General features: G+C 56.6%; 13 protein-coding genes. 5 read left to right on the top strand and 8 right to left on the bottom strand.

Annotation, left to right across the window (positions count from 1 at the left end):
• Positions 1-33: 33 nt before the first annotated feature.
• From V6582_RS00725 to V6582_RS00715, 3 genes are all read left to right on the top strand, one after another.
• Positions 34-1230, top strand: a complete 1197-nt coding sequence (locus tag V6582_RS00725) for an MFS transporter (protein WP_156633647.1) — start codon at positions 34-36, stop codon at positions 1228-1230.
• A 522-nt stretch (positions 1231-1752) separates the two neighbouring features.
• On the top strand, positions 1753-4077 hold the full coding sequence (locus V6582_RS00720; RefSeq protein ID WP_156633648.1) for a methyl-accepting chemotaxis protein: 2325 nt from the start codon (positions 1753-1755) through the stop codon (positions 4075-4077).
• Between the two features lie 216 nt (positions 4078-4293).
• Positions 4294-4548, top strand: coding sequence for a GlsB/YeaQ/YmgE family stress response membrane protein (locus V6582_RS00715; protein WP_060720108.1), 255 nt, complete (start codon positions 4294-4296; stop codon positions 4546-4548).
• An 82-nt stretch (positions 4549-4630) separates the two neighbouring features.
• Here V6582_RS00715 and V6582_RS00710 read toward each other — a convergent pair whose 3' ends face one another.
• Positions 4631-5596 carry an isoaspartyl peptidase/L-asparaginase family protein gene (locus tag V6582_RS00710; RefSeq protein WP_156633649.1) on the bottom strand — a complete coding sequence of 322 codons (966 nt, stop codon included), beginning with the start codon at positions 5594-5596 and terminating at the stop codon, positions 4631-4633.
• Positions 5597-5894: 298 nt separating this feature from the next.
• Here V6582_RS00710 and V6582_RS00705 point away from each other — a divergent pair, with 298 nt between their 5' ends.
• Positions 5895-6959 carry an ROK family transcriptional regulator gene (locus V6582_RS00705; protein ID WP_337739361.1) on the top strand — a complete coding sequence of 355 codons (1065 nt, stop codon included), beginning with the start codon at positions 5895-5897 and terminating at the stop codon, positions 6957-6959.
• On the opposite strand, the gene V6582_RS00700 is transcribed toward V6582_RS00705, so the two are convergent.
• From V6582_RS00700 to V6582_RS00680, 5 genes are all read right to left on the bottom strand, one after another.
• Entirely contained in the window at positions 6928-8166 is a 1239-nt protein-coding gene (locus V6582_RS00700; RefSeq protein ID WP_156633651.1) for an ROK family transcriptional regulator, read from the bottom strand. The two genes, V6582_RS00705 and V6582_RS00700, sit on opposite strands and share 32 nt — an antisense overlap.
• Before the next feature lie 79 nt (positions 8167-8245).
• The gene (locus tag V6582_RS00695) at positions 8246-11269 is read right to left on the bottom strand and encodes an alpha-mannosidase (protein ID WP_156633652.1); all 3024 of its coding nucleotides are present in this window, start codon (positions 11267-11269) and stop codon (positions 8246-8248) included.
• Positions 11270-11302: 33 nt separating this feature from the next.
• A complete protein-coding gene (locus V6582_RS00690) occupies positions 11303-12145 on the bottom strand; it encodes a carbohydrate ABC transporter permease (protein WP_156633653.1) in 843 nt (280 codons plus the stop codon).
• On the bottom strand, positions 12142-12984 hold the full coding sequence (locus V6582_RS00685) for a carbohydrate ABC transporter permease (RefSeq protein WP_156633697.1): 843 nt from the start codon (positions 12982-12984) through the stop codon (positions 12142-12144). Before V6582_RS00685 ends, V6582_RS00690 begins: the two co-directional genes overlap by 4 nt.
• A 151-nt stretch (positions 12985-13135) precedes the next feature.
• A complete protein-coding gene (locus V6582_RS00680; RefSeq protein WP_156633654.1) occupies positions 13136-14431 on the bottom strand; it encodes an extracellular solute-binding protein in 1296 nt (431 codons plus the stop codon).
• A gap of 184 nt (positions 14432-14615) precedes the next feature.
• Here V6582_RS00680 and V6582_RS00675 point away from each other — a divergent pair, with 184 nt between their 5' ends.
• The gene (locus tag V6582_RS00675; RefSeq protein WP_156633655.1) at positions 14616-15626 is read left to right on the top strand and encodes an ABC transporter ATP-binding protein; all 1011 of its coding nucleotides are present in this window, start codon (positions 14616-14618) and stop codon (positions 15624-15626) included.
• Positions 15627-15785: 159 nt separating this feature from the next.
• Here V6582_RS00675 and V6582_RS00670 read toward each other — a convergent pair whose 3' ends face one another.
• Positions 15786-17723: a methyl-accepting chemotaxis protein gene (locus V6582_RS00670; RefSeq protein WP_156633656.1), complete on the bottom strand. Its 1938-nt coding sequence runs from the start codon at positions 17721-17723 to the stop codon at positions 15786-15788.
• Positions 17724-18232: 509 nt separating this feature from the next.
• Complete coding sequence (locus V6582_RS00665; RefSeq protein ID WP_156633657.1) at positions 18233-19870, bottom strand: acyltransferase; 1638 nt, start codon at positions 19868-19870, stop codon at positions 18233-18235.

The following is a 19870-nucleotide window of genomic DNA, read 5'->3' as shown; positions in this document are numbered from 1 at the left end:
CGCATATGAGCGGCGTTCGGATAAGGAAACACCATGGCCAATGTTATCGCCGCCGGCGTCAGCCCCCAACGGACGGCATTTACCGTCATCGCTGCCGCCAGCTTTTGTCACATGCTGAACGACATCATGCAGTCATTGCTGACCTCCCTTTATCCGTTGCTCAAGGCCAATTATGCGCTTGATTTCGTGCAGATCGGTTTGCTCACCTTCGCATTTCAGGTGACGGCCTCGTTGTTGCAGCCCGCGATTGGGGTGGTGACAGACCGGTGGCCAATGCCGTTTTCGTTGCCGGTGGCGATGCTCTCGACATGTGCGGGCCTTGTTACGCTGGCCTTTGCCCATAGCTATCCGATGCTGGTGCTCGGTGCGTGCCTCATCGGAATTGGTTCAGCCATTTTTCATCCGGAAGCATCGCGCGTGGCACGGCTGGCATCCGGCGGACGCCACGGGCTGGCGCAATCCTTCTTTCAGGTTGGCGGCAATACAGGCACCGCCATCGGGCCACTTCTCGCAGCGTTCATCGTCATTCCACGCGGACAAGAGAGCCTGAGTTGGTTTTCCGGGATTGCACTTGTCGGCTTTGGAGTGCTATCCTGGGTCGGCCTTTGGTATAGTCGGCATCGCCGCAGTGCCGCCGGACGCTCCACTGTCAGTCGCGCCTTGCCGCTGTCCAGAGCCAAGGTTCTGGTCACGCTTGCTGTTCTCGTGGTTCTCACCGCGACCAAGAATGCCTACCTCGCCAGCCTGTCGAGCTACTTCACCTTCTATACGATGGCGCGTTTCGGTCTCGCCCTTCAGGATGCACAGATCCTGCTGTTTCTGTTTCTCGGAGCATCTGCTGCTGGTGTGTTTTTTGGAGGGCCTATCGGGGACCGTTTCGGCTCGATCGTCGTCATCTGGTTTTCGATCCTCGGCGTCATTCCGTTTGCGCTGCTGCTGCCCTATGCCAATCTGTTCTGGACAGGCGTTCTCGTGGTGCTGATCGGCTTCGTGTTTTCATCGGCCTTTTCCGCCATCGTGGTGTTCGCGCAGGAACTGGTCCCCGGACGAGTGGGGCTGATCGCTGGCATGTTCTTCGGCTTCGCCTTTGGTTTCGGCGGCATCGGAGCAGCAGTCCTGGGCGTGTTCGCCGACCGGGAAGGCATCGAATTCGTTTACCATGTCTGCTCGTTCATGCCGCTTCTGGGTTTACTGACAATATTCCTGCCAAGGCTCCCAAGCCATCGATGATGGCGATCTACCAATCCCTGTACATCCAAGGACAGGACAGCATGACTGCGTCCAGCGAAAGTCATTTCTAAAACCCTTCCAAAATCTGCAATAAACCCGCCAGCCCTACATCAGTTATCACTAAAAAAAAGGGGATTGCCTTAGGGCATGGTTAACAATTGCATCTTATAATTGAGAATGTACGCATCTGGTTGAGATGCTCCTTCGCATGATGCGACGCAAAATCACGTTTTAAGACCGAGTATAGTAGTCGATCCCTTGAGCTTCAGGCGACGAGAGGTAGTCGTGCGCGTTTTCGTCATCAATAACAATGTATTGGCTATCGCGTTTATGAAGCGGGTCATCAAAAGGGAAGCGGGCTAGACCATAGGGGTTTAGTGCGCATTCCCGGTGGCGTTGATGACCTGCCTGGGCTTCAGCAGACCCCCGGCCGGTCTGTTCTCGACAGGGCGGTCGCCACACAGTGCCCATGACTTATCAGCGACAGCAACTTACAAAACAGCTTCCGATAGAGGATATACGATGTCTTTCTACACTCAAATGAAGAAATCTTCCAAATCTCGGGCGGCTGTGGCTGAGATACAGCGCATCAAACTTAGTATCGCAGACGGAAAACTAGCCGAGCGTGCAAATCTCGATGCAGTAACTGGCGAAGCCAGAGAGATGCTGATTGCTGTCAACGAATTACTTGAGGCCGGTATGCAGCCGATGCAGAAGCTCGGGGCATCTATCGCTGACATGTCAGGTGAGCACGACAAGGGCGACATCGATGTCAGGTTACCCTCAGAAGTCTTCAGGGGCGACTTCGCTGTAATGGCCAAAGGCATTAACGACATGGTCGGCGGCCATATCGCGGTCAAGAAAAAGGCCATGGCTTGCGTCAAGGAACTTGGGTTGGGCAATTTCGAAGCGCCGCTCGAGCAATTCCCTGGCAAGAAAGCCTTCATCAATGAGACAATCGAGACCTTGCGCGCCAATCTCAAAGGACTGATTTCTGAAATGAACACGATGTCGATTGAGCACGATAAGGGCGACATCGACGTCTTCGTGCCGGCTGGGAAATTCAACGGCGACTTTGCCGTGATGGCCAAAGGCGTCAACGATATGGTCGCAGGCCACATCGCGGTTAAAAAGAAGGCCATGGCTTGCGTCAAGGCGTTGGGCGAAGGCGATTTTGGAGCGCCACTCGAGCAATTCCCCGGCAAGAAAGCCTTCATCAATGAGACAATCGAAACCTTGCGTGCCAATCTCAAAGGTCTGATTTCTGAAATGAACACGATGTCGATTGAGCACGATAAGGGCGACATCGACGTCTTCGTGCCGGTTGGGAAATTCAACGGCGACTTTGCGGTGATGGCCAAAGGCGTCAACGATATGGTCGCGGGCCACATCGCGGTTAAAAAGAAGGCCATGGCCTGCATCAAGGCACTGGGTGAGGGCGATTTTGGAGCGCCGCTCGAGCAATTCCCCGGCAAAAAGGCGTTCATCAATGCTACTATCGAGACGCTGCGTGGAAATTTACAGGCGATTACCACTGAACTTCACCGGTTGATTGCCGCGTCTACAGCCGGCAAGCTCTCTGAGCGCGGCGCGGCCGATCATTTCGTCGGGGATTTCGCCAAGGTGGTCTCCGGAATCAACGGGATGTTGGATGCTATCATTCTCCCGATCTCTGAGGGCAATCGCGTTCTTCGTCAGGTGAGTTTAGGTGACCTCACCCAGCATGTCGAAATCGAATGCGAAGGCGATCATGAGCGCATGAAGAATGCGATCAACAATATGGTAGACAACCTGCGCAACACAGCGACGATAGCTGACCTGATCGCCAGTGGTGACCTAACCGTCGAGCCGGAGCCGCTTTCAGACAAGGACACGCTGGGAATTGCGCTTGTGTCTATGGTTGAGCGCCTTCGCGGAGTCGTTGCCGATGCACTAGCCGCAAGTCAAAATGTTTCGGCGGGTTCGCAGCAGCTCTCCGCCGGATCAGAGCAACTTTCGCAAGGTGCGACCGAACAGGCTGCGGCGGCTGAAGAAGCCTCTGCATCAATGGAAGAAATGGCGGCCAATATCAAGCAGAACGCTGACAATGCTGCGCAGACCGAAAAGATCGCCCGCCAATCATCGAAGGATGCCGAAGCTTCCGGCGAGGCCGTCAACCGGGCCGTCGCTGCGATGCGCACGATTGCCGAGAAGATCTCCATCGTCCAGGAAATCGCCCGTCAGACCGACCTTCTCGCTCTGAACGCAGCCGTGGAAGCAGCCCGTGCTGGAGAACATGGCAAGGGCTTTGCGGTGGTCGCCTCTGAAGTGCGAAAGCTTGCTGAACGCAGCCAGTCCGCCGCCGCTGAAATCAGCGGCCTGTCTGGACAGACTGTGCAGGTCGCCACCGAAGCTGGTGCAATGCTGGTGCGTCTCGTTCCCGACATCCGCAAGACTGCCGAATTGGTCTCTGAAATCTCTGCGGCTTGCCGTGAGCAGGATATCGGCGCCTCGCAGATCAACGAGGCAATCCAGCAACTTGACAAGGTGACACAGCAGAATGCCGGAGCGTCGGAAGAAATGTCGGCAACCTCTGAAGAACTCGCGGCCCAGGCCGAGGAGCTTCAAGCCTCCATCGCCTTCTTTAAGGTCGACAATGCCGCTGACGTTAATCTGCAAGCATCACGCAATCAGTCGGCCAAGGCTCGGCCCAATCGCAATACCCTGACAAAACCGACAGCCAAAGCGCCGATGACCAAACCCGGCCAGTCCGTTGCAAGCCAGCAGGCTCGCGTAAAGGGCTGGATGCTCGATATGTCAATGGGTGGCCCGGATGCCGAGGATTCCGACTTTAAAGAAATCGCATAACCATTGAGCCACGATAACGGGGATCATAAGCCAGCGTCCCTGAATACCCTCGATCCAAACCGTGTACTTGCCACCGGGCAAGAGCACGGTTTGGATCGAGGGTATTCGCTGTTTGACGCAAAGGCAGGATCGCGATAGGCATTATAGGAATTAGGAAAGGCGATCCTGCCAATGCAAAGCATTGCCTAATCTCACCAGCCAAGGAAATATCCTATGATGTCGAATGAGAGCCTGCTTGTATTTCTTCTTGTTGGCGCCCTTGCTGGATGGCTTGCCGGCCTGGTGGTCCGTGGCGGCGGCTTTGGTCTGATCGGAGATATCCTTGTCGGCATCATCGGCGCGTTCATCGCGGGATGGCTGTTTCCCCGCCTCGGTTTCAGCCTGGGTACGGGCATCGTCAGAGCGATTGTCAACGCTACGGTCGGGGCGATCGTCCTTCTGCTGCTCCTCAGGCTCGTGCGCCGGGCATAAATCACTGATAGCCCAGGGGGCTTAACCTGCTGCTGGTTTTCAGACGCCGAGTTAAGCTAATCCCGCCTGGGGTTCAAAGTCATTAGACATGCATTTCAAACAGCGTGTCATGGCTGGCCACAACCATGCGTCCATCCGGGCCGATCCAACCGCGAAACATGCCCGCTGTATTGTACGGTGCGGTAACGGAGCCATCTGCGCCAACTGCCACCAATCCGGCTCCGATCTGATGGGGGGCAAGATCGGTGAAGATAACGTGCTGGCAGGCGTCCTCCAGGCTTTCGCCCAGAAAACGCATGCGGCTGGCAATCTCGTGAGCCACGGCATGGCGAATGAAGAATTCGCCCTTGCCGGTACCTGATACGGCGACGACGCCATCCCGGGCATAGGTTCCGGCACCTATCACGGCGGTATCGCCAATGCGTCCGGCAGGCTTGTTATTGAAGCCACCGGTGGAGGTTGCGGCGGCCAGATGGCCGTGGCTATCGAGTGCCACAGCACCGACTGTTCCATGCTTTTCGGCTTCGCTGGCTTGGGCGTCGGTGCCCGCTGCCCTATGGGCCTTCAAGGATGCCAGCGCCTTTACCCGCCGCTCGGTGGTGAAATAGCTTTGTCCCACCATGGGCAGGCCGGATTTTTTGGCAAAGGCATCGGCAGCACTTGCACCCAGCATCACGGTCTCGCCGCTGTGCATCAGACTGCGCGCGGCACAAATCGGGTTGCGAATGCTGCGCGCCATGGCAATGGCCCCCGCCTCAAGGGTGTGGCCATCCATGATTGAGGCATCCAGCTCATGATCGCCATCGGTGTTCAGTGCTGCACCATGGCCCGCATTGAAATGCTCAGAATCTTCCATCACTATCACGGCTGCCTCGACAGCATCCAGCGCGGATGCGCCTTGCTGCAACAACGCCCATCCGACCTGCAAGGCGCGTTTGAGATCGGCGCGTGCGGCTTCCCACTCACTTTCCGGCATATCTGCCTTGTTCATCACGCCGCAACCGCCGTGGATGGCGAGTGCAATGGGGCTTCGTTGGGTGTCGCTCATAAATGCCTCGAAATGTTCAACGGTAGATCGGTTATTATTAGCGCAGCATGGTGGTTATGGCAGATTGTTTTGATGAGAAAGGGTCAGAGAATGCATCATTCGAGACTCAGGATCATCATCTTCGCTTGACAGCCCCGCTTCGCAAATTTTGGAGCAGCTATTTCCTTGAATTGTAAAAAACTGCGGCTTGGCCCGTCGGCACTCGAATGGAGTGATTGACTGCATGCAGTAAAGCCTGTTTGCTTTCTTTTTTGCTGATAGCAAAGATTACAATGAAACCACCGATGGAAATTTGAGTGTGGGACGACGACTTGTAAGGCATCAGACGGTTCGGCCCTTGGAGGATCGCGATGCTCAGGGCCTCAGTCCTGAAGATATCGCAGATCATAACGGACGTACTGTCTCCGCGCTTTTGCTGCGCGAAGGGCCTATGACCCGTCAGGAGCTTGCCGCAAGGCTGAAGCTCACAGAGCCCGCCATTACCGGCATTCTCCAACGGTTGCTGTCAGCGGGCCTTGTGTGCAAGGGCAATCGCCAGACCACTACACGCTATAAAGCGGCGGAATTTTCGCTTGTGTCATCTGGCGCGTACGGTCTTGGTGTTGAGCATTACCAGAAGGGTGGCTCCCTTGCGCTGTGCAATCTCGCCGGTGATATGGTGCTTTATCAACGCTTTGAGTGTGATGAAGCCTTGCTTGCGGCTGTCAGGAAAATTGTGCAGGCAGAGACAGGCTTTCCCGCCCCCATTGGCGTCGGCGTGGTGATGAATGCAGACAAGGATGATGCATTCACGGCGGCTTTTGGCGAATTGCCAAGCTTTACCCTGTCAAAACCCGAGGCGGTGCTGGCTGGGGAGAGATTGTTTGGCATAGGCGAGCCGGAAGGCGGGTTGGTTGTGGTGCTGATTGATGATCAGGTGCAGGCAGGCCTGATTATCAATGGTCGCTTTTACCGCGGCACCCATGGCAGAGCAGGCGCAATTGGTGCCATGCGTCCCGGCCTTGCGGAAGGTACGCTGGATATGATGGCGAGTGCGGCGTCTTACAGGGCTTTCATTGCCGCGCAGGGTGAACGCGAGGTTGATCGCTGGATTGAACAAGCCGCCAGCCGACTTCTGGACGGCGTTGTCACTATCGCGGGTTTCATATCACCAGGCGCCATGCTTCTGGGCGGACAATTGCCCGCCGATGTGATTGATCGACTGATTGACAAAATCGCCGAAGCCCGGCTGGGCAAAGAGCGATATTTTGTCCCCGCAGCCTGGATTCCGCCCGTGCGCCCTTTAAGCTTTCCAGACCGCGACGCCGCCTATGGCGCTGCTATTGCGCCGTTTATCGAACTGCTGCTGCCAAAACCGAATTGATCGATGAAGGCCGGACGGCTGTCGTCAGCGGTGAGCGGCTGAGATGGGCTGGATCGGCAGAGGGAAGACAGAGCCGGTCGGCGAGTGCCATGGCGGCAGCGCCAAGGGCTGCGGTATCCTCTGAAGCTGCTGCGCGGTGTAGGCTTGGGGCCAAGGTTTCTCGACGGCTGATTTCCTCGTGCACATAGAGCAGCAATTCATCAATCAGCCGCACCGGCAGGCGCCCACCCAGAATAATGCCATCGGGGTCCACCACCATGCCAATGTCGATGACGGCTTCGGCAAGATTAATGGCCATTTTCTTCAGCCAGCCGCTGAGAAGGGCGCGTCCCCGTCCATCCAGCGTCAACAGATCCGCAGGCGTCGCCACATCCACACCATTGTCGGCAAGGTAATCGAGCAACACGAACATTGATAGCATATCGCCCAACGGTCGGGTTTCCCCGGCAAAGGGACCGGTTGTTACCGCCGTGGGCAGCCAGCCGATTTCCCCACCCAATCCGCCAGCGCCCTTGTGGCGCATACCGTCAATCACCAGACTGCCACCAAGACAGGCGGATATAAGAATATAGAAAAAGCTGCGCATTTCGGTGCCCAGCCCATATTCAATCTCACCCAAGGCTGCCGCGTTGGCGTCATTGTCGATATAGATCGGGTGGTCGGTGATATGCGATAGAGCGGCGCGCACATCAAAGCCGTTCCACTGGCTATACGTGTCTGGCAGGCCAATCACCTGTACCTCGCCCAGCCAGTCGGGAATGGCAAGGCCAATGCCCGCAAGCCTCGATTCACGAATAACCTTGCGGCGCAGGAAAGACGAGACGGCATCTTCCATCAGCTTCACAAACGCATCCGGCAACAAAAAACGGGCTTCATGATGAATCCGTCCGCGCACGTTGCCGACGGCATCCACCGCCACAATGGTCAGGTGATCGCGGTCAATATTGGCTCCGATGGCAAAGGCCCCCTCAGGGTCAATCTCCAGCTCGATGGCCGGCTGACCACGCAAGCCTTGCCGGCGGCGCGCCTCCATCACCAAGCCTTCATCCAGCAGCTTATCGACAATCCGGGTGACAGCCTGCTTTGTCAGGCGCGAAAGCTTGGCAATTTCGGTGCGCGAGATTGGCCCACCACGGTGAATGGCGTTCAGGATAATGGCCCTGTTGAGGGCTGCGGCCTGCTCGCCATTGGCTCCGGAATAACTCATCGTAATCGTCAATCTCCTCGCCGCCGGACAGCGGCGGCGAGGAAACCATGCACCATAGACGTGCGGGGCGAAAGCATTTTCAAGCGGTTTTCGACAGACGCCAACTCTTCACCTCAAAGGGTTTTAGCGCATCCGCATCCACCGCCTCCATGGGTTCTTCCAGAATGCTGAGTGCGCCACTGACGGCCCAACCATCTGACGGCGTAAGCTGGAAGCTACCCCGGCGACCGGCTGGCTCATACACCCTCACGATCAGACCATCGCCATCCTCGGCAGGTTTGATGACTGATAGAGCGACCTCCAGCCCTGCTGCTTGCAACGGGCACCATTCACCAGCCGCTTTACCTGACACCGGAATGGCAATCAGCGGCTGATTCAGATCGTCAGCTTCTTCGCGCACATGCCCCTCATACCAGGTCCCTTCATGCGGCATCAGCGCATAGGTGAAGGATTGATAGCCTTCATCGGCCAGCGGATCGGGATAGATGGGCGAGCGTAGCAGGGACAGGCCCAGCACATTACCAAGGGCCGAGTGGCCATATTTGGCATCATTCAGCAACGCCATGCCAAAACCCGGTTCGGACAGATCAATAAACCGATGCGCCGGTGCCTCAAACATCGCCTCATCCCACGAGGTGTTGGAATGGGTGGGGCGTTCCACCACGCCGTAGGCCACTTCGCAGGTCGCGCGGGCGGCGCTGACAGCCACGCCATTTTCCGTGCGCAACATGACGCGGCGTTCATGCCAGTCGATTTCGGTGAAAATATCGAGACGGCGAGCGTTGGCAGCAAGGCTCAAGGTCTGCACAATAGTGGAATCACGCCAGCGGCGTTTGATACGGATGGCGGCGCGGTGGGCTGTGTTTTCAACAAGTTCGATGGATTCGTATCCGCTCAACTCCTCGGATTTTTGTGCGTAATCCTCTTCCACATCCCACGCATCCCAATTGCGCGGTTTGTCTGCCGTATAGGCAAACAGCCGGTTGGCCCCACCCTCGACAGCTTCGCGGCCGGATGCTTTGTGCAGGATAGAGGCGATGGAGCCGTCGTCGGCCAGCGTCACCTTGATGATGTCATTTTCCAAGGTATTTTGCGTGGCCTTCAGGCCCGGTTTGGGGCCAAGAGCGCTGGCGGGCAAAACGCTCACACCAAGGGCAGGTACCATGCCGTCAGCCGCTATGCTGCTATCATTCAGCGTCAGCCGGACTGGCCGGGCGCTCAGTGTGGGGTTGATCACCAGCACCGCGCCATCATTGCCTTCAGGCAGTTGCGTGAGAATGGCATCAACAGCCGCCTTTTGCGCAGCAGCGCCATCTGCCAGCACCTGTTCAAGCTCGGCTTTCGCATCCACATAAACCTCGGCAATCGAAGAGCCGGGAAGAATGTCGTGAAACTCGTTTTTCAGCACCAAGCGCCATTCTGGCTCCAATGAGCGTGGTTTGTCCGCTCCCAGAAGATGGCCAAGGGATGCCAATGTCTCCGCTGTAATCAGGCTGCGCTCGGCCTTGCGGTGCAGTTTTTTGATGGCGCTTTGCGTGGTCAGCGTGGCGCGGTGCAGTTCCAGATAGATCTCGCCTTTCCACACGGAAACGGGCGTTGTTTTGGCCATCGCATGGGCGTCTTCAAAAAAGTCATGTACACGGGTCCAGCGCGCTTCCGGGATGGCGGGGAAAACGCGAAGCTGTTCTGCCCGCACCACCATTTCCGGGCTGGGACCGCCGCCGCCATCGCCATAGCCAACGCAGAGCAGCGTTGTATCGTGGCGGTCTTTCTGGCGATAGTTTTTCCAGGTTGGCGTAATGCAATCCGGTCGCACAAAGCCGTTATAACCTTCCATCGGATTGTCGAACGAGTGGGCAAGTACCCGGCTGCCATCCAGCCCCTCCCACCAGAACAGATCAGCGGGGATATGGTTGCTTTCCGACCAATTGACCTTGATGGTGAAGAAGCTCTTCATCCCACCCTGTTTCAATAGCTGCGGCAGCGCTCCTGCAAAGCCGAAGCAATCCGGTAGCCAGCAGACGCTATGGCGCAGGCCAAAGCGCTTTTCGAAATAGCGCTGACCGTAGAGAATTTGCCGGGTCAGGCTTTCGCCCGTGGGCATATTGGTATCCGGCTCAATCCACATGCCGCCCAGCGTTTCCCACTGACCATCTTTGGCACGGTCAACGATTTTGTCGAGCAGTTCAGGATCATCCTCTTCCAACTGCCAATAATAATGGGCGGTTGACTGGTTGAAGCGGAAATCCTTCGATGTTTCCATGATTGATAGGGCCGTATGGAAGGTGCGACGCATCTTCCGGCGCGTCTCGTCATAGGGCCACAGCCAGCACAGATCGATATGGGCATGGCCGGTGAGCGCCACCTTGCCCTGAGGGGGGAAGCGTTCACGAAGTTCACCAAGGCGCACCATCAGCGCCTCATAGGCCTGATCCAGTTTGGCGCGCTGGGCATCACTCAGTCCATCAGGGTCGGCCTTCAGCTCTGGCAGTTGCCAGATCTTTTGCTGCATCACCGCAGGCGCGGTGCGCGCCACATAGTCCGCCGTCGCCGATGGCCAATCGATGGCGTAAAAGGCCTGTTCGGCAGCATCCAGCAGATAAGGCACCACATCATGGCCTTGTAACACCCTTAGTGCTTCGGCAATCTGGCGCATTAACAGTCCCATGCGGTCCACGGAACGGTCGATCCAGAACAGTTCTGCCCGTTCAAGCTTTGGTGCGCGTACCGGCTCACCAAACGGCAGACGCGGAACGGATTGCGCATGCAGCGAAAAACTCTGCGAAGGGGCTGCAAATTCGCGGTGGTAGGGGTCCAGCCCGTAGCGCTTGAGAGAACCATCCTGTGCGGTGATGCTCAGAAGGCTTTCACCACCGAGGTTGAGATAAAGATAGGTATCGGCAAGCGGCCAGCCTTCCGGCACCGTCACATCCGCCGTGAAGCCAATGGGTGGGGTCTTGTGCGGCCAGGCCTCACCCACGGCAATGGGTTGGCCATTGAAACTCCAGCCGGTCAGTTCAACTGTTTTACGGGCACGCCAGAACTGGAATTCGGCGTTGCGAACTTCGATCCGCTCAAGGCGTTGGGTGTAGGTCAGGCTCATGATAACTTCCTAAAGTCTTTCAACAGGATGGGTTCAGCCCTTCACGGCTCCGGCGGTCATCGCGCCCAGAATAAGGCGCTGGAGCGAGAGGAAGGCGATGATGGCCGGCACCACCGAGACAAGGCAGGCCGCCGCGAGAAGTTGGATGGAGGAGTCATTTTGTGTGCCGGCATATTGAAAAATGCCGACGCCAATCGGGGTGAGAGATTCCTTGGTAATCAGCAGGAACGGCACCAGAAATTGCGACCAGCCGCTGATGACCGCGATGATGAAGGCCGAGGCAATACCCGGCGTGGACAGTGGTAGGATGACACGGATAAACACGCCAAACCGGGTGCAGCCATCCATCATCGCCGCTTCATCAAGGGTTTTGGGAATGCCGTCGATCGAGCCTTTCAAAATCCAGGTCGAGACCGGAACGGCAAGGGCCACATAGACCATGGTGGTGCCAAAATGGCTGTCCAGCAGGCCCATGGCCGCCATGTAGCGATAAAGCGGCACCATGATCACCAGCGGGGAGATCATCTGCACCGATAGCAGCGCCATCATCCACGCGCCTTTGCCCTTGAACTGAAAGCGCGAAAAGGCATAGGCCGCAGGCAGGGCAACGATCAGGCAACCTGCCGCCGACAAGCACGACAGCTTCAGCGCATTCCACAGGTAGGAGATGAACTTGTCCGAGGACAGGATCATCGCAAAATTATCCAGCGTCGGTGCTTTGGGAATGAAGCGAGTGACACCTAGAAACACTTCCCTGCGGGTTCTGAGTGCCAGCGACAAAAGCCACAGCAGCGGCCATGCGAAGAAGGCAAAGGTGACGACCATGAAAACATAACTCAGCAGATCGCCGAGGCGCTCACTCGTGCGGGCTTTCATTGGTCATCTCCCTTCGGCAGGAAGGCGGCATAGATCAAGGCGAGCGTCAGCGAGATCACCAGCATGAGGATGGAGAGCGCAGCGCCCGCCGCAAGATCATAATTGCGAAACACCACATTGAACGTATAGAGCGACAGCACTTCGGTCGCCCGTCCCGGTCCGCCACCGGTGAGCGAGATGATCGCATCGAAGGTGTTGAGGGTCTGGATGGTGATCAAAATCAGGTTGACCAGAATGGCCGATTTCAACTGGGGCAGAGTGACATAGCGAAGCCGCTGATCGGCCCGCGCCCCATCCACAGCCGATGCCTCGTAAAGCACCGGATCAATCGCCTTGATGGCCGCATACATCACCACCATGGAAAAGGCGGTTCCGCGCCAGACATTCGACAAAACCACCGACCACATCACGAGGTTGGGATCGGAGAGCCATTGTACGGGCCCAGCTCCCACAAGCCTGAGCAGGCTGTTCAACCCGCCAAATGGAGCTTCGTTAAACAGCATTTTCCAGATAATGCCGCCCGCAATGCCCGGCACCACCCAGGCAATCAGCGCCGTGGTTCGCAGGATTGTCGCCCCAAACAGACCACGCTTTTCCGCCCGCACCACGACTAATGCGATCACAAGGCCAAAGAGTTGCTGTGCCAGAACCGACCCAGCCGTGAAAGTGAGCGTGACCCACAGGATCTGCGGGATTTCTGCACGGGTCAGCGTGTTGATCAATGTTGTGATGGTATAGCCACCATCATCCCCGAGCAGGGTGGCTTTGGTGAAGGCAAGGCGCACCACATCCAGCACCGGATAAAGGTAGAAAATGCCGAGCACCAAAATCAGCGGCATAAGCCAGGGCGCTGCCTTCGGTCGGTGACGGCTTTGGACAGCACCCGTCTGTTTGCCTGCCTGCAAGCTGATTGTTGCCATGGAGTGCACCTTTTGGATTCAAACCACAAAGCGCTGCGGAGCCCTTTGGCTCCGCAGTCTCAAGAGGCGGTTAATGGCGGTCAAATGCCGCAAGCGACGCTTTGAAGGCTTCATCGACAGCCGCATCCGTGGCTTGCGTTCCCGTCAGCACCTTGCCCATCATGATCTGGATCTGATTGGAGATTTCAGGATAGACCGGCGCACCAGGCCGGGCCTGACCGACTTTCAGTGCCTCTGAGAAAGCCTTGTTGATATCAGAGGAGAAGATTTTGTATTTTTCATAGAGGTCTGCGCGGGTTGGCAGCTGCCCCTGAACCTCATTGGCAGGCCCCATATAGACATCACGAGCCAGATCGGCGCACATTTTCACTTTTGCCGGATCGGAGGCAAAAGAGGCAACCGTCCAGCCACCCGTGCCGGTCGAGCGCTGATCCTTGGTGGGTCCGGGCAGGGGCGAGAAGGTCCATTTGGCCAGTTCTTCCGGCTCAAGAGCGGCTTGCAACTGCCCGTATTGCCAATTTCCACCGACAAACAGCGCCGTGGTGCCAGCGGCAGCGGCGGCATTGAAATCATCATAATTGCCAATGGTGGCCACCCGCTTGGGAGCAGCACCTGACTCTACCAGGTCGCGATAGTAATTCACTGCCTTGACGAATTTTTCCCGCTCAGCACCTTCGCCAAAGATCGGCTTGCCACTCTCATCGACCAGCTTGCCACCCTCAGCCCAGAAATTGGCCAGCCAGTCGAAAGTGGTGCCTTCATAGCGCGAGCCGTTGAACAGAATGCCTTCCATGCCCTCTTTCACGGAGTGCAGCGCGGCCTTTTTGGTCTCGTCCCATGTCTGCGGCGCATCGGGAACGATCTCCTTGTTGCGATAGAGAACCCGCAGATCGGTCGACCACCACCAGGCATAAATCTGGCCGTCAGCTCCGGTAACGCCCTCGCGAATGAAGGGGAAAAGCTGGTCAATCTCTTCCTTGGTAAAATAGGGCGAGAAGGACTTCAGCACGCCGGCTTTTTTGAAAACAGGCAGCACGAAGGAGTCCACGGCCGCGCAATCGGGCGCATTGCCGGATTTGGCCTGCTCGACCATGCGGGCCTGTTCCTGGCTGATATCCCCCGTCATCATCTGCAATTCAATGCGCCAGCCGGGGTGCTTGGCAATAAACTGATTGAACAGCTTACCATAGCCTTCAGCCACGACCGGATCATTGTTGCGCGGGCCGTCGGTTGTCATGCGGAATGTCATTTTATTGGGCGCGTCAGCCGGGCCAACCGTGTCGCCGGTGATCATGTCACTGGCATTCGCACCCGCCGGGGCGACCAACAGTGCGACAAGCGTCAACGCATGCCTGTTCTTTTTCATGTACCTTCCTCCCAAAGTCGCATGCCGTTGAGTGCCATGCGTTAAAACCCTCAATCGCGGGCAAGCCTCCGCCTGCGTGATCATCCGAGACCCGCTGTCTCCTCCAACAGGCATCTTCCCTGAATGCAAGAAATAGATTAAATCACTTTTGTTTTGCGTCAAGCGATTTGTCTGGGAGGAAATCATGGCTGTGGTGCGGATTGAAAATTTACGCAAGCATTACGGGGCCTTGGAGGTCATCCACGGTGTGGATCTTGAGGTCGGGGACGGGGAATTCCTGGCGCTGGTTGGACCATCCGGCTGCGGAAAATCGACGTTCCTACGGATGATCGCTGGTTTGGAAGAGGTCACCAGTGGCGATATTTTCATTGATGGTGTCCGCATCAATGACCTCAGCCCACGCGAACGCGACATTGCCATGGTGTTTCAAAATTATGCGCTCTATCCGCATATGACAGTGGCCGAGAACATGGGTTTTGCCCTCAAGCTCGCGGGGCATTCTGTGGCAGACATCAATGCGCGCGTGGCAAAGGCGTCTGAGGTCCTGGGTCTGGAACCATACCTGAAGCGCAAACCCGCAGCTCTTTCAGGCGGGCAGCGTCAGCGCGTTGCCATGGGCAGGGCTATTGTCCGAGACCCCAAGGTTTTTCTGTTCGATGAACCTCTCTCCAATCTCGATGCCAAGCTGCGGGTGCAAATGCGCTCGGAAATACGGGAATTACAGAAAAGGTTGAATGCGACAACCATTTACGTCACGCATGATCAGGTGGAAGCCATGACCATGGCGGATAAGATTGCCGTTTTCAATAAGGGTGTCCTTGAGCAGTTGGGAACGCCGTTGGAGCTTTATCACAGGCCAGCCAATCTCTTTGTTGCTGCCTTCATTGGCTCGCCACAAATGAATCTCGTATCGGGCGAGGCGGCCCAGCAATACGCCGCAAAAACCATTGGTGTAAGACCAGAGCATCTGGTGCTTTCGCAAGACCATGACGCCTGGGGCGGTCCCGTCGTGGCTGCGGAATGCCTTGGAAGCGATACGTTCATGACTATCGACTCCGCTCTCTATGGAAAGCTGCTGATCCGCACCAGCGGCAGCCATGAGCCAAGGACCGGCGATATCGTCAGCGTCAAGCCGATGGAGGGATGCCTTCACCGGTTCGATGAGGCCGGTAGGTCAATTCAAAAGCGCACATAGAAGCGTGAGCGCATCTTCGTCTTAAACAAGCCGCAGGGCCTGCAAGGGTCCTCCACCCGCGTCCGTCGCGGGTGGAGGTATACGGCCATGGAGCCGTCAATCGAGCCTTACAAAGATGGTCGTCTCAAGCCATATTGACAGGCTTGAACGTCGGGGCCATCAAAATTCCTCCCAATCGCTCTTGCTGTTATCGACCGCGGCATTACCTGCGAAGGCCGACGCAATCTTGCGACCGAGGGCACGGACAGGAGATGTCGTGGGTTTGTCACTCACGCTCGCTGGCCGCGGGCTGGAAATTTGGTATTGCGTATCGGAAAGCTTGAACTGCGCCAGTAGATCGTTGAGAGAGGTGACTTCCTTGGCAAGGCTGTGGCTTGCTGCCGTGGTTTCTTCCACCATCGCGGCGTTCTTCTGGGTGTCCTGATCCATCTGATTGACGGCAGTGTTGATCTGCTGAAGCCCGGAAGACTGCTCCTGAGCAGCGTCAACAATCGCTGATACATGGCGGTTGATCTCCTGGACTTCGGAGACGATGGTCTCCAAGGCTTTTCCGGTGTCTCCAACCAGTTGTACGCCTTCCTCGACCTGCTGGTTCGACGTATTGATCAGCGCCTTGATCTCCTTGGCGGCATTTGCCGAGCGCTGCGCCAGTTCACGCACTTCCTGCGCGACAACGGCAAAACCCTTACCGGCCTCGCCAGCGCGCGCGGCTTCGACGCCCGCATTCAAGGCCAGAAGGTTGGTCTGGAAGGCGATCTCATCGATCACACCGATAATATTGGAAATTTCCCCCGACGACTTCTCGATCCGCTCCATGGCAATCACCGCTTTGCGAACCACCTCACCGGAATGTTCGGCTCCAGCTTTGGTCCGGGCAACGAGATTACCCGCTTCCTGGGCGCGCTTGGTGGAATCCGTGACTGCGGTGGTGATCTGCTCCAGGGCTGCCGCGGTCTCTTCCACCGCTGCGGCCTGCTGTTCAGTCCGCTTGGCAAGATCGTCGGCGGCAGACCGGATTTCATTGGTGCCCGCACCAATGCCATGGGCATTCTGAGCGACACGGCTCAGCGCCGACTTTAATTTTTCAGCAGACGAATTGAAGTCATTGCGAACACCATCGAGTGCGGGGGTAAAGGGTTGGCTGATCCGATAGGACACATCCCCGTCGGACAGCGCCGCAAGACCGGTTGCAATACTATCGACGGCGAACTGAACGTCAGCGGCTTCCTGTGCTTTCTGTTTGTCGCGCTCGATGCGTTCCCGTTCGCTCATGGAACGATTGGCGTCCGTCTCCTGCTCAAGGCGAACACGTTCAATGGCGTTTTGCCTGAAGACTTCCACGGCACCAGCCATTTCGCCAATCTCGTCACCCCGCTCGGCATGCGGTATCCTGCTGTCCCGGTCGCCATTGGCAAGCTTGTTCATGGAAAGATTGATATTGCGGATGGGCTTGATCACAGCGACAAAAATCGCCCAGAGCGCCAATATAGACAGACTGATTGTCAGGCCACTGGTGATATAGTTGCTCAAGCTTGTGGATTGGGCCGCCGCACTTGTTTCGTTATTGCGTTTCTGAAGCAAATCACGTTCTTCGGCGGCCATTTCAGCGACTTTCGACCGAATGGCGTCCATGGCAGCTTTACCGGCTCCTGCCGATTCCATCGCGAGCGCCTGCTCACGCGTCGATGGGTTCTGCACCAGAGCCACTTCCTTGGTCAGAACATCGTTGGTCCAGGTTGACGCGAAGCCGTCAAGGTCGTCCAACCTCTTCTGCTGGACCGGGTTGTCAGCTGTCAGGCTTTTGACACTCGCCAAAGCCTTGCGATAGGCCGCTTGCCCTGCTTTTTGTGGTGCGAGAAATGCCTCGGTGCCGGAAATGAGGTAACCTCGAAGTCCTGTTTCCTGATCGACCATGGCTTGCGAGATAGCGTCAAGGGTCGAAAGCACCTTATAGGTGTGCTCCGTCATGGCAACGGCCCTATTCTGGCTGTTGAGACCGGAAATATTGATAATGCAGATCGCAATACTGAGAATAACCAACAAGGTGAATGCCAGCGAAATCTTCGTCAGTATCTTGAAATTGTTGAATGCGAACATGGCAAGCTCCATGGAACACGCGCTCTGAACCGGCATGTTTCAGCCGAACAGCGGTGACAAGGTGAGGACAAACGGCCGCCATCGTCCAGGGTTCTGGAGCGTCAACACGGTCAGATGAGAAGAATGTTTGCAGCTATGTAGCGACGACGCGACAGCGATTGAATGCGGTACGTGTTCCACCGTTGCCCGAGTGCGGCGGAACGCGATGCTAAGAACACATCTACAAATGGGACAGAGATGGTAGCGCCATCATGGCGACCTTGACATGCTCTCCGATATCCGAATATTCGGATTAAATTATTTAAAATTTCTTAATTGAGAATTTTTAGATAGTATTATTTATAGTAACGGATCGCGAATAAGTAAAAATGGCGTCCAATTTCAACTATTAGGATATAAGGCGGATTTTAATCGCCACAGCAATTGCCTGGGTCCGATTGATAAATGGATCGATGAGCCATTCCACATCATATACCTCGACATAGGCTGGAGGCGGATCTGAAGTGGTCTCACGCGCGGTACAAGTGAATGCCCCGTGGCTTGAATGACAGACTGCTCGAGAGGTTCAGCAGTTCGGCTGCAAGCCAACAGGTAGCAAGCCACATTTCAGTTCCCTGCAACCCGGGCCGATGACCATCTGCGAAGGCAAAGCCTTGCCCGCTTTCCCACCGCGTCGACAGTTGCAGAATGATATCGGTTGCGATCTCCATCGCCTCCTTGCGACGATGAGGTGTTTGTTTCAGGCAAAGCAGCAGCGGGTGGATCGTATCGAGCAGATTGCAGGCATTGAAACCTTGCCCACGAACTCCGTCATGAGCCCGGTAATTGGCGATAACGGAATCGATGGTGGCATCTGGATAAGGAACCGGTATGCCAAATTGCGCATGGGCGCCGCGCGTCAGCCGGTAAAAACCATTGATCGGCTGCAGCAGCCCGCCATCCGGTGTTTTTGCACCCCAAAGGCCGGATGCTGGATTGCAATTCAGGCTCAGCCAGCCAAACAAGGGGTGCCGGTTAGCTCCTGCATCAAAATAGAGGCCGTTGAAGTGCAAGGCCGTTGCAATGGCGTCGACGGTCGCTCCGCAATGCCAGGCGCGTGTTTGCCAAGGCAGCCCATCCAGCCATTGCACGAGATCGCCTGCACTCATGCGTTCGATAAACCGAAAGGGGTGGAGTGGCGCTGATCCCAGGCATTCAAGGGCATATCCAACCGCCAGTACATTGTACAAGGCAATCGGATCGTGATGCAGAACCTGTTGCGCTTCACGATAAGGGTCCGGGAAAAGCCCGCTTTCCGGGTCCTGAATGGCTTGCAGGCGGGCTGTAGTGGCATCGACATCGAATATCGAGCCGATATCACCGAAGGCAGCGGCAATTTCGATGGCGTCGCAGAGATGGCGAATGCTGGTAACGGGCTTGCCGCTTGCATCCGGCGCGCCGTAATCATCTCCGATACGATATCGCTCCACCACCGCTCGCCAATCAGCGGAAGCGGCAGCATCGATCGCGGCAAGCGCTGTCTCGACCACCTCGGTTTTGCGGGTAGACGCCGTGTCTTTGCCGCGCATCCGCAGCACGCGGGCCGGTACGCCGCCCGCAATGGCCTGTGGTGGGATGTGTTTTGAGACCACGGCACCGGCGGCGATAATTGCACCGCTGCCGATCCGGGCGCCATCCAGAATGACCGCATTGGCGCCGATCCAGACATCGTCACCGATCTCGATGCCAAGCGATGTCAATGGCTGGCGATAGATTGGTGTTTCGAGATCATCGAAGCCATGATTGAAGCCGACAATGCAGACATGAGAGGCAATCCGCACACCATTTCCCACCCGTACCCGGCCAGAGATACAGGCATAGGCATTGATCGAAACGTTTTCGCCAAGCTCGACATCGCCACGCACCAGCGCGTGACCGGCAATCCAGGAGCAAGCGCCCATCACCAGCCTGTCGGTATGGATTTCAGCTTTTTCCGCCACATAAGCACCTGGAGAAAATATTGCGCCGGCATAGGTCTGGAGTTGGCGAAGCCGTGCCTGATGGGCCGCGCTCTCGATATCCTGCCCGTTCCGCTCCCAGGTGAGGATATTGAGGCGGTGGCGGCGCAAGGATGCTTCGTCCTCGTTTACTTGGTCATCCATGCTCAT

It is taken from the genome of Agrobacterium vitis, from assembly GCF_037039395.1.
GTDB classification, from domain to species: domain Bacteria; phylum Pseudomonadota; class Alphaproteobacteria; order Rhizobiales; family Rhizobiaceae; genus Allorhizobium; species Allorhizobium vitis_E.
The sequence above is the reverse complement of the archived record's forward strand: the minus strand, read 5'-3'. Positions and strand labels throughout refer to the sequence as shown.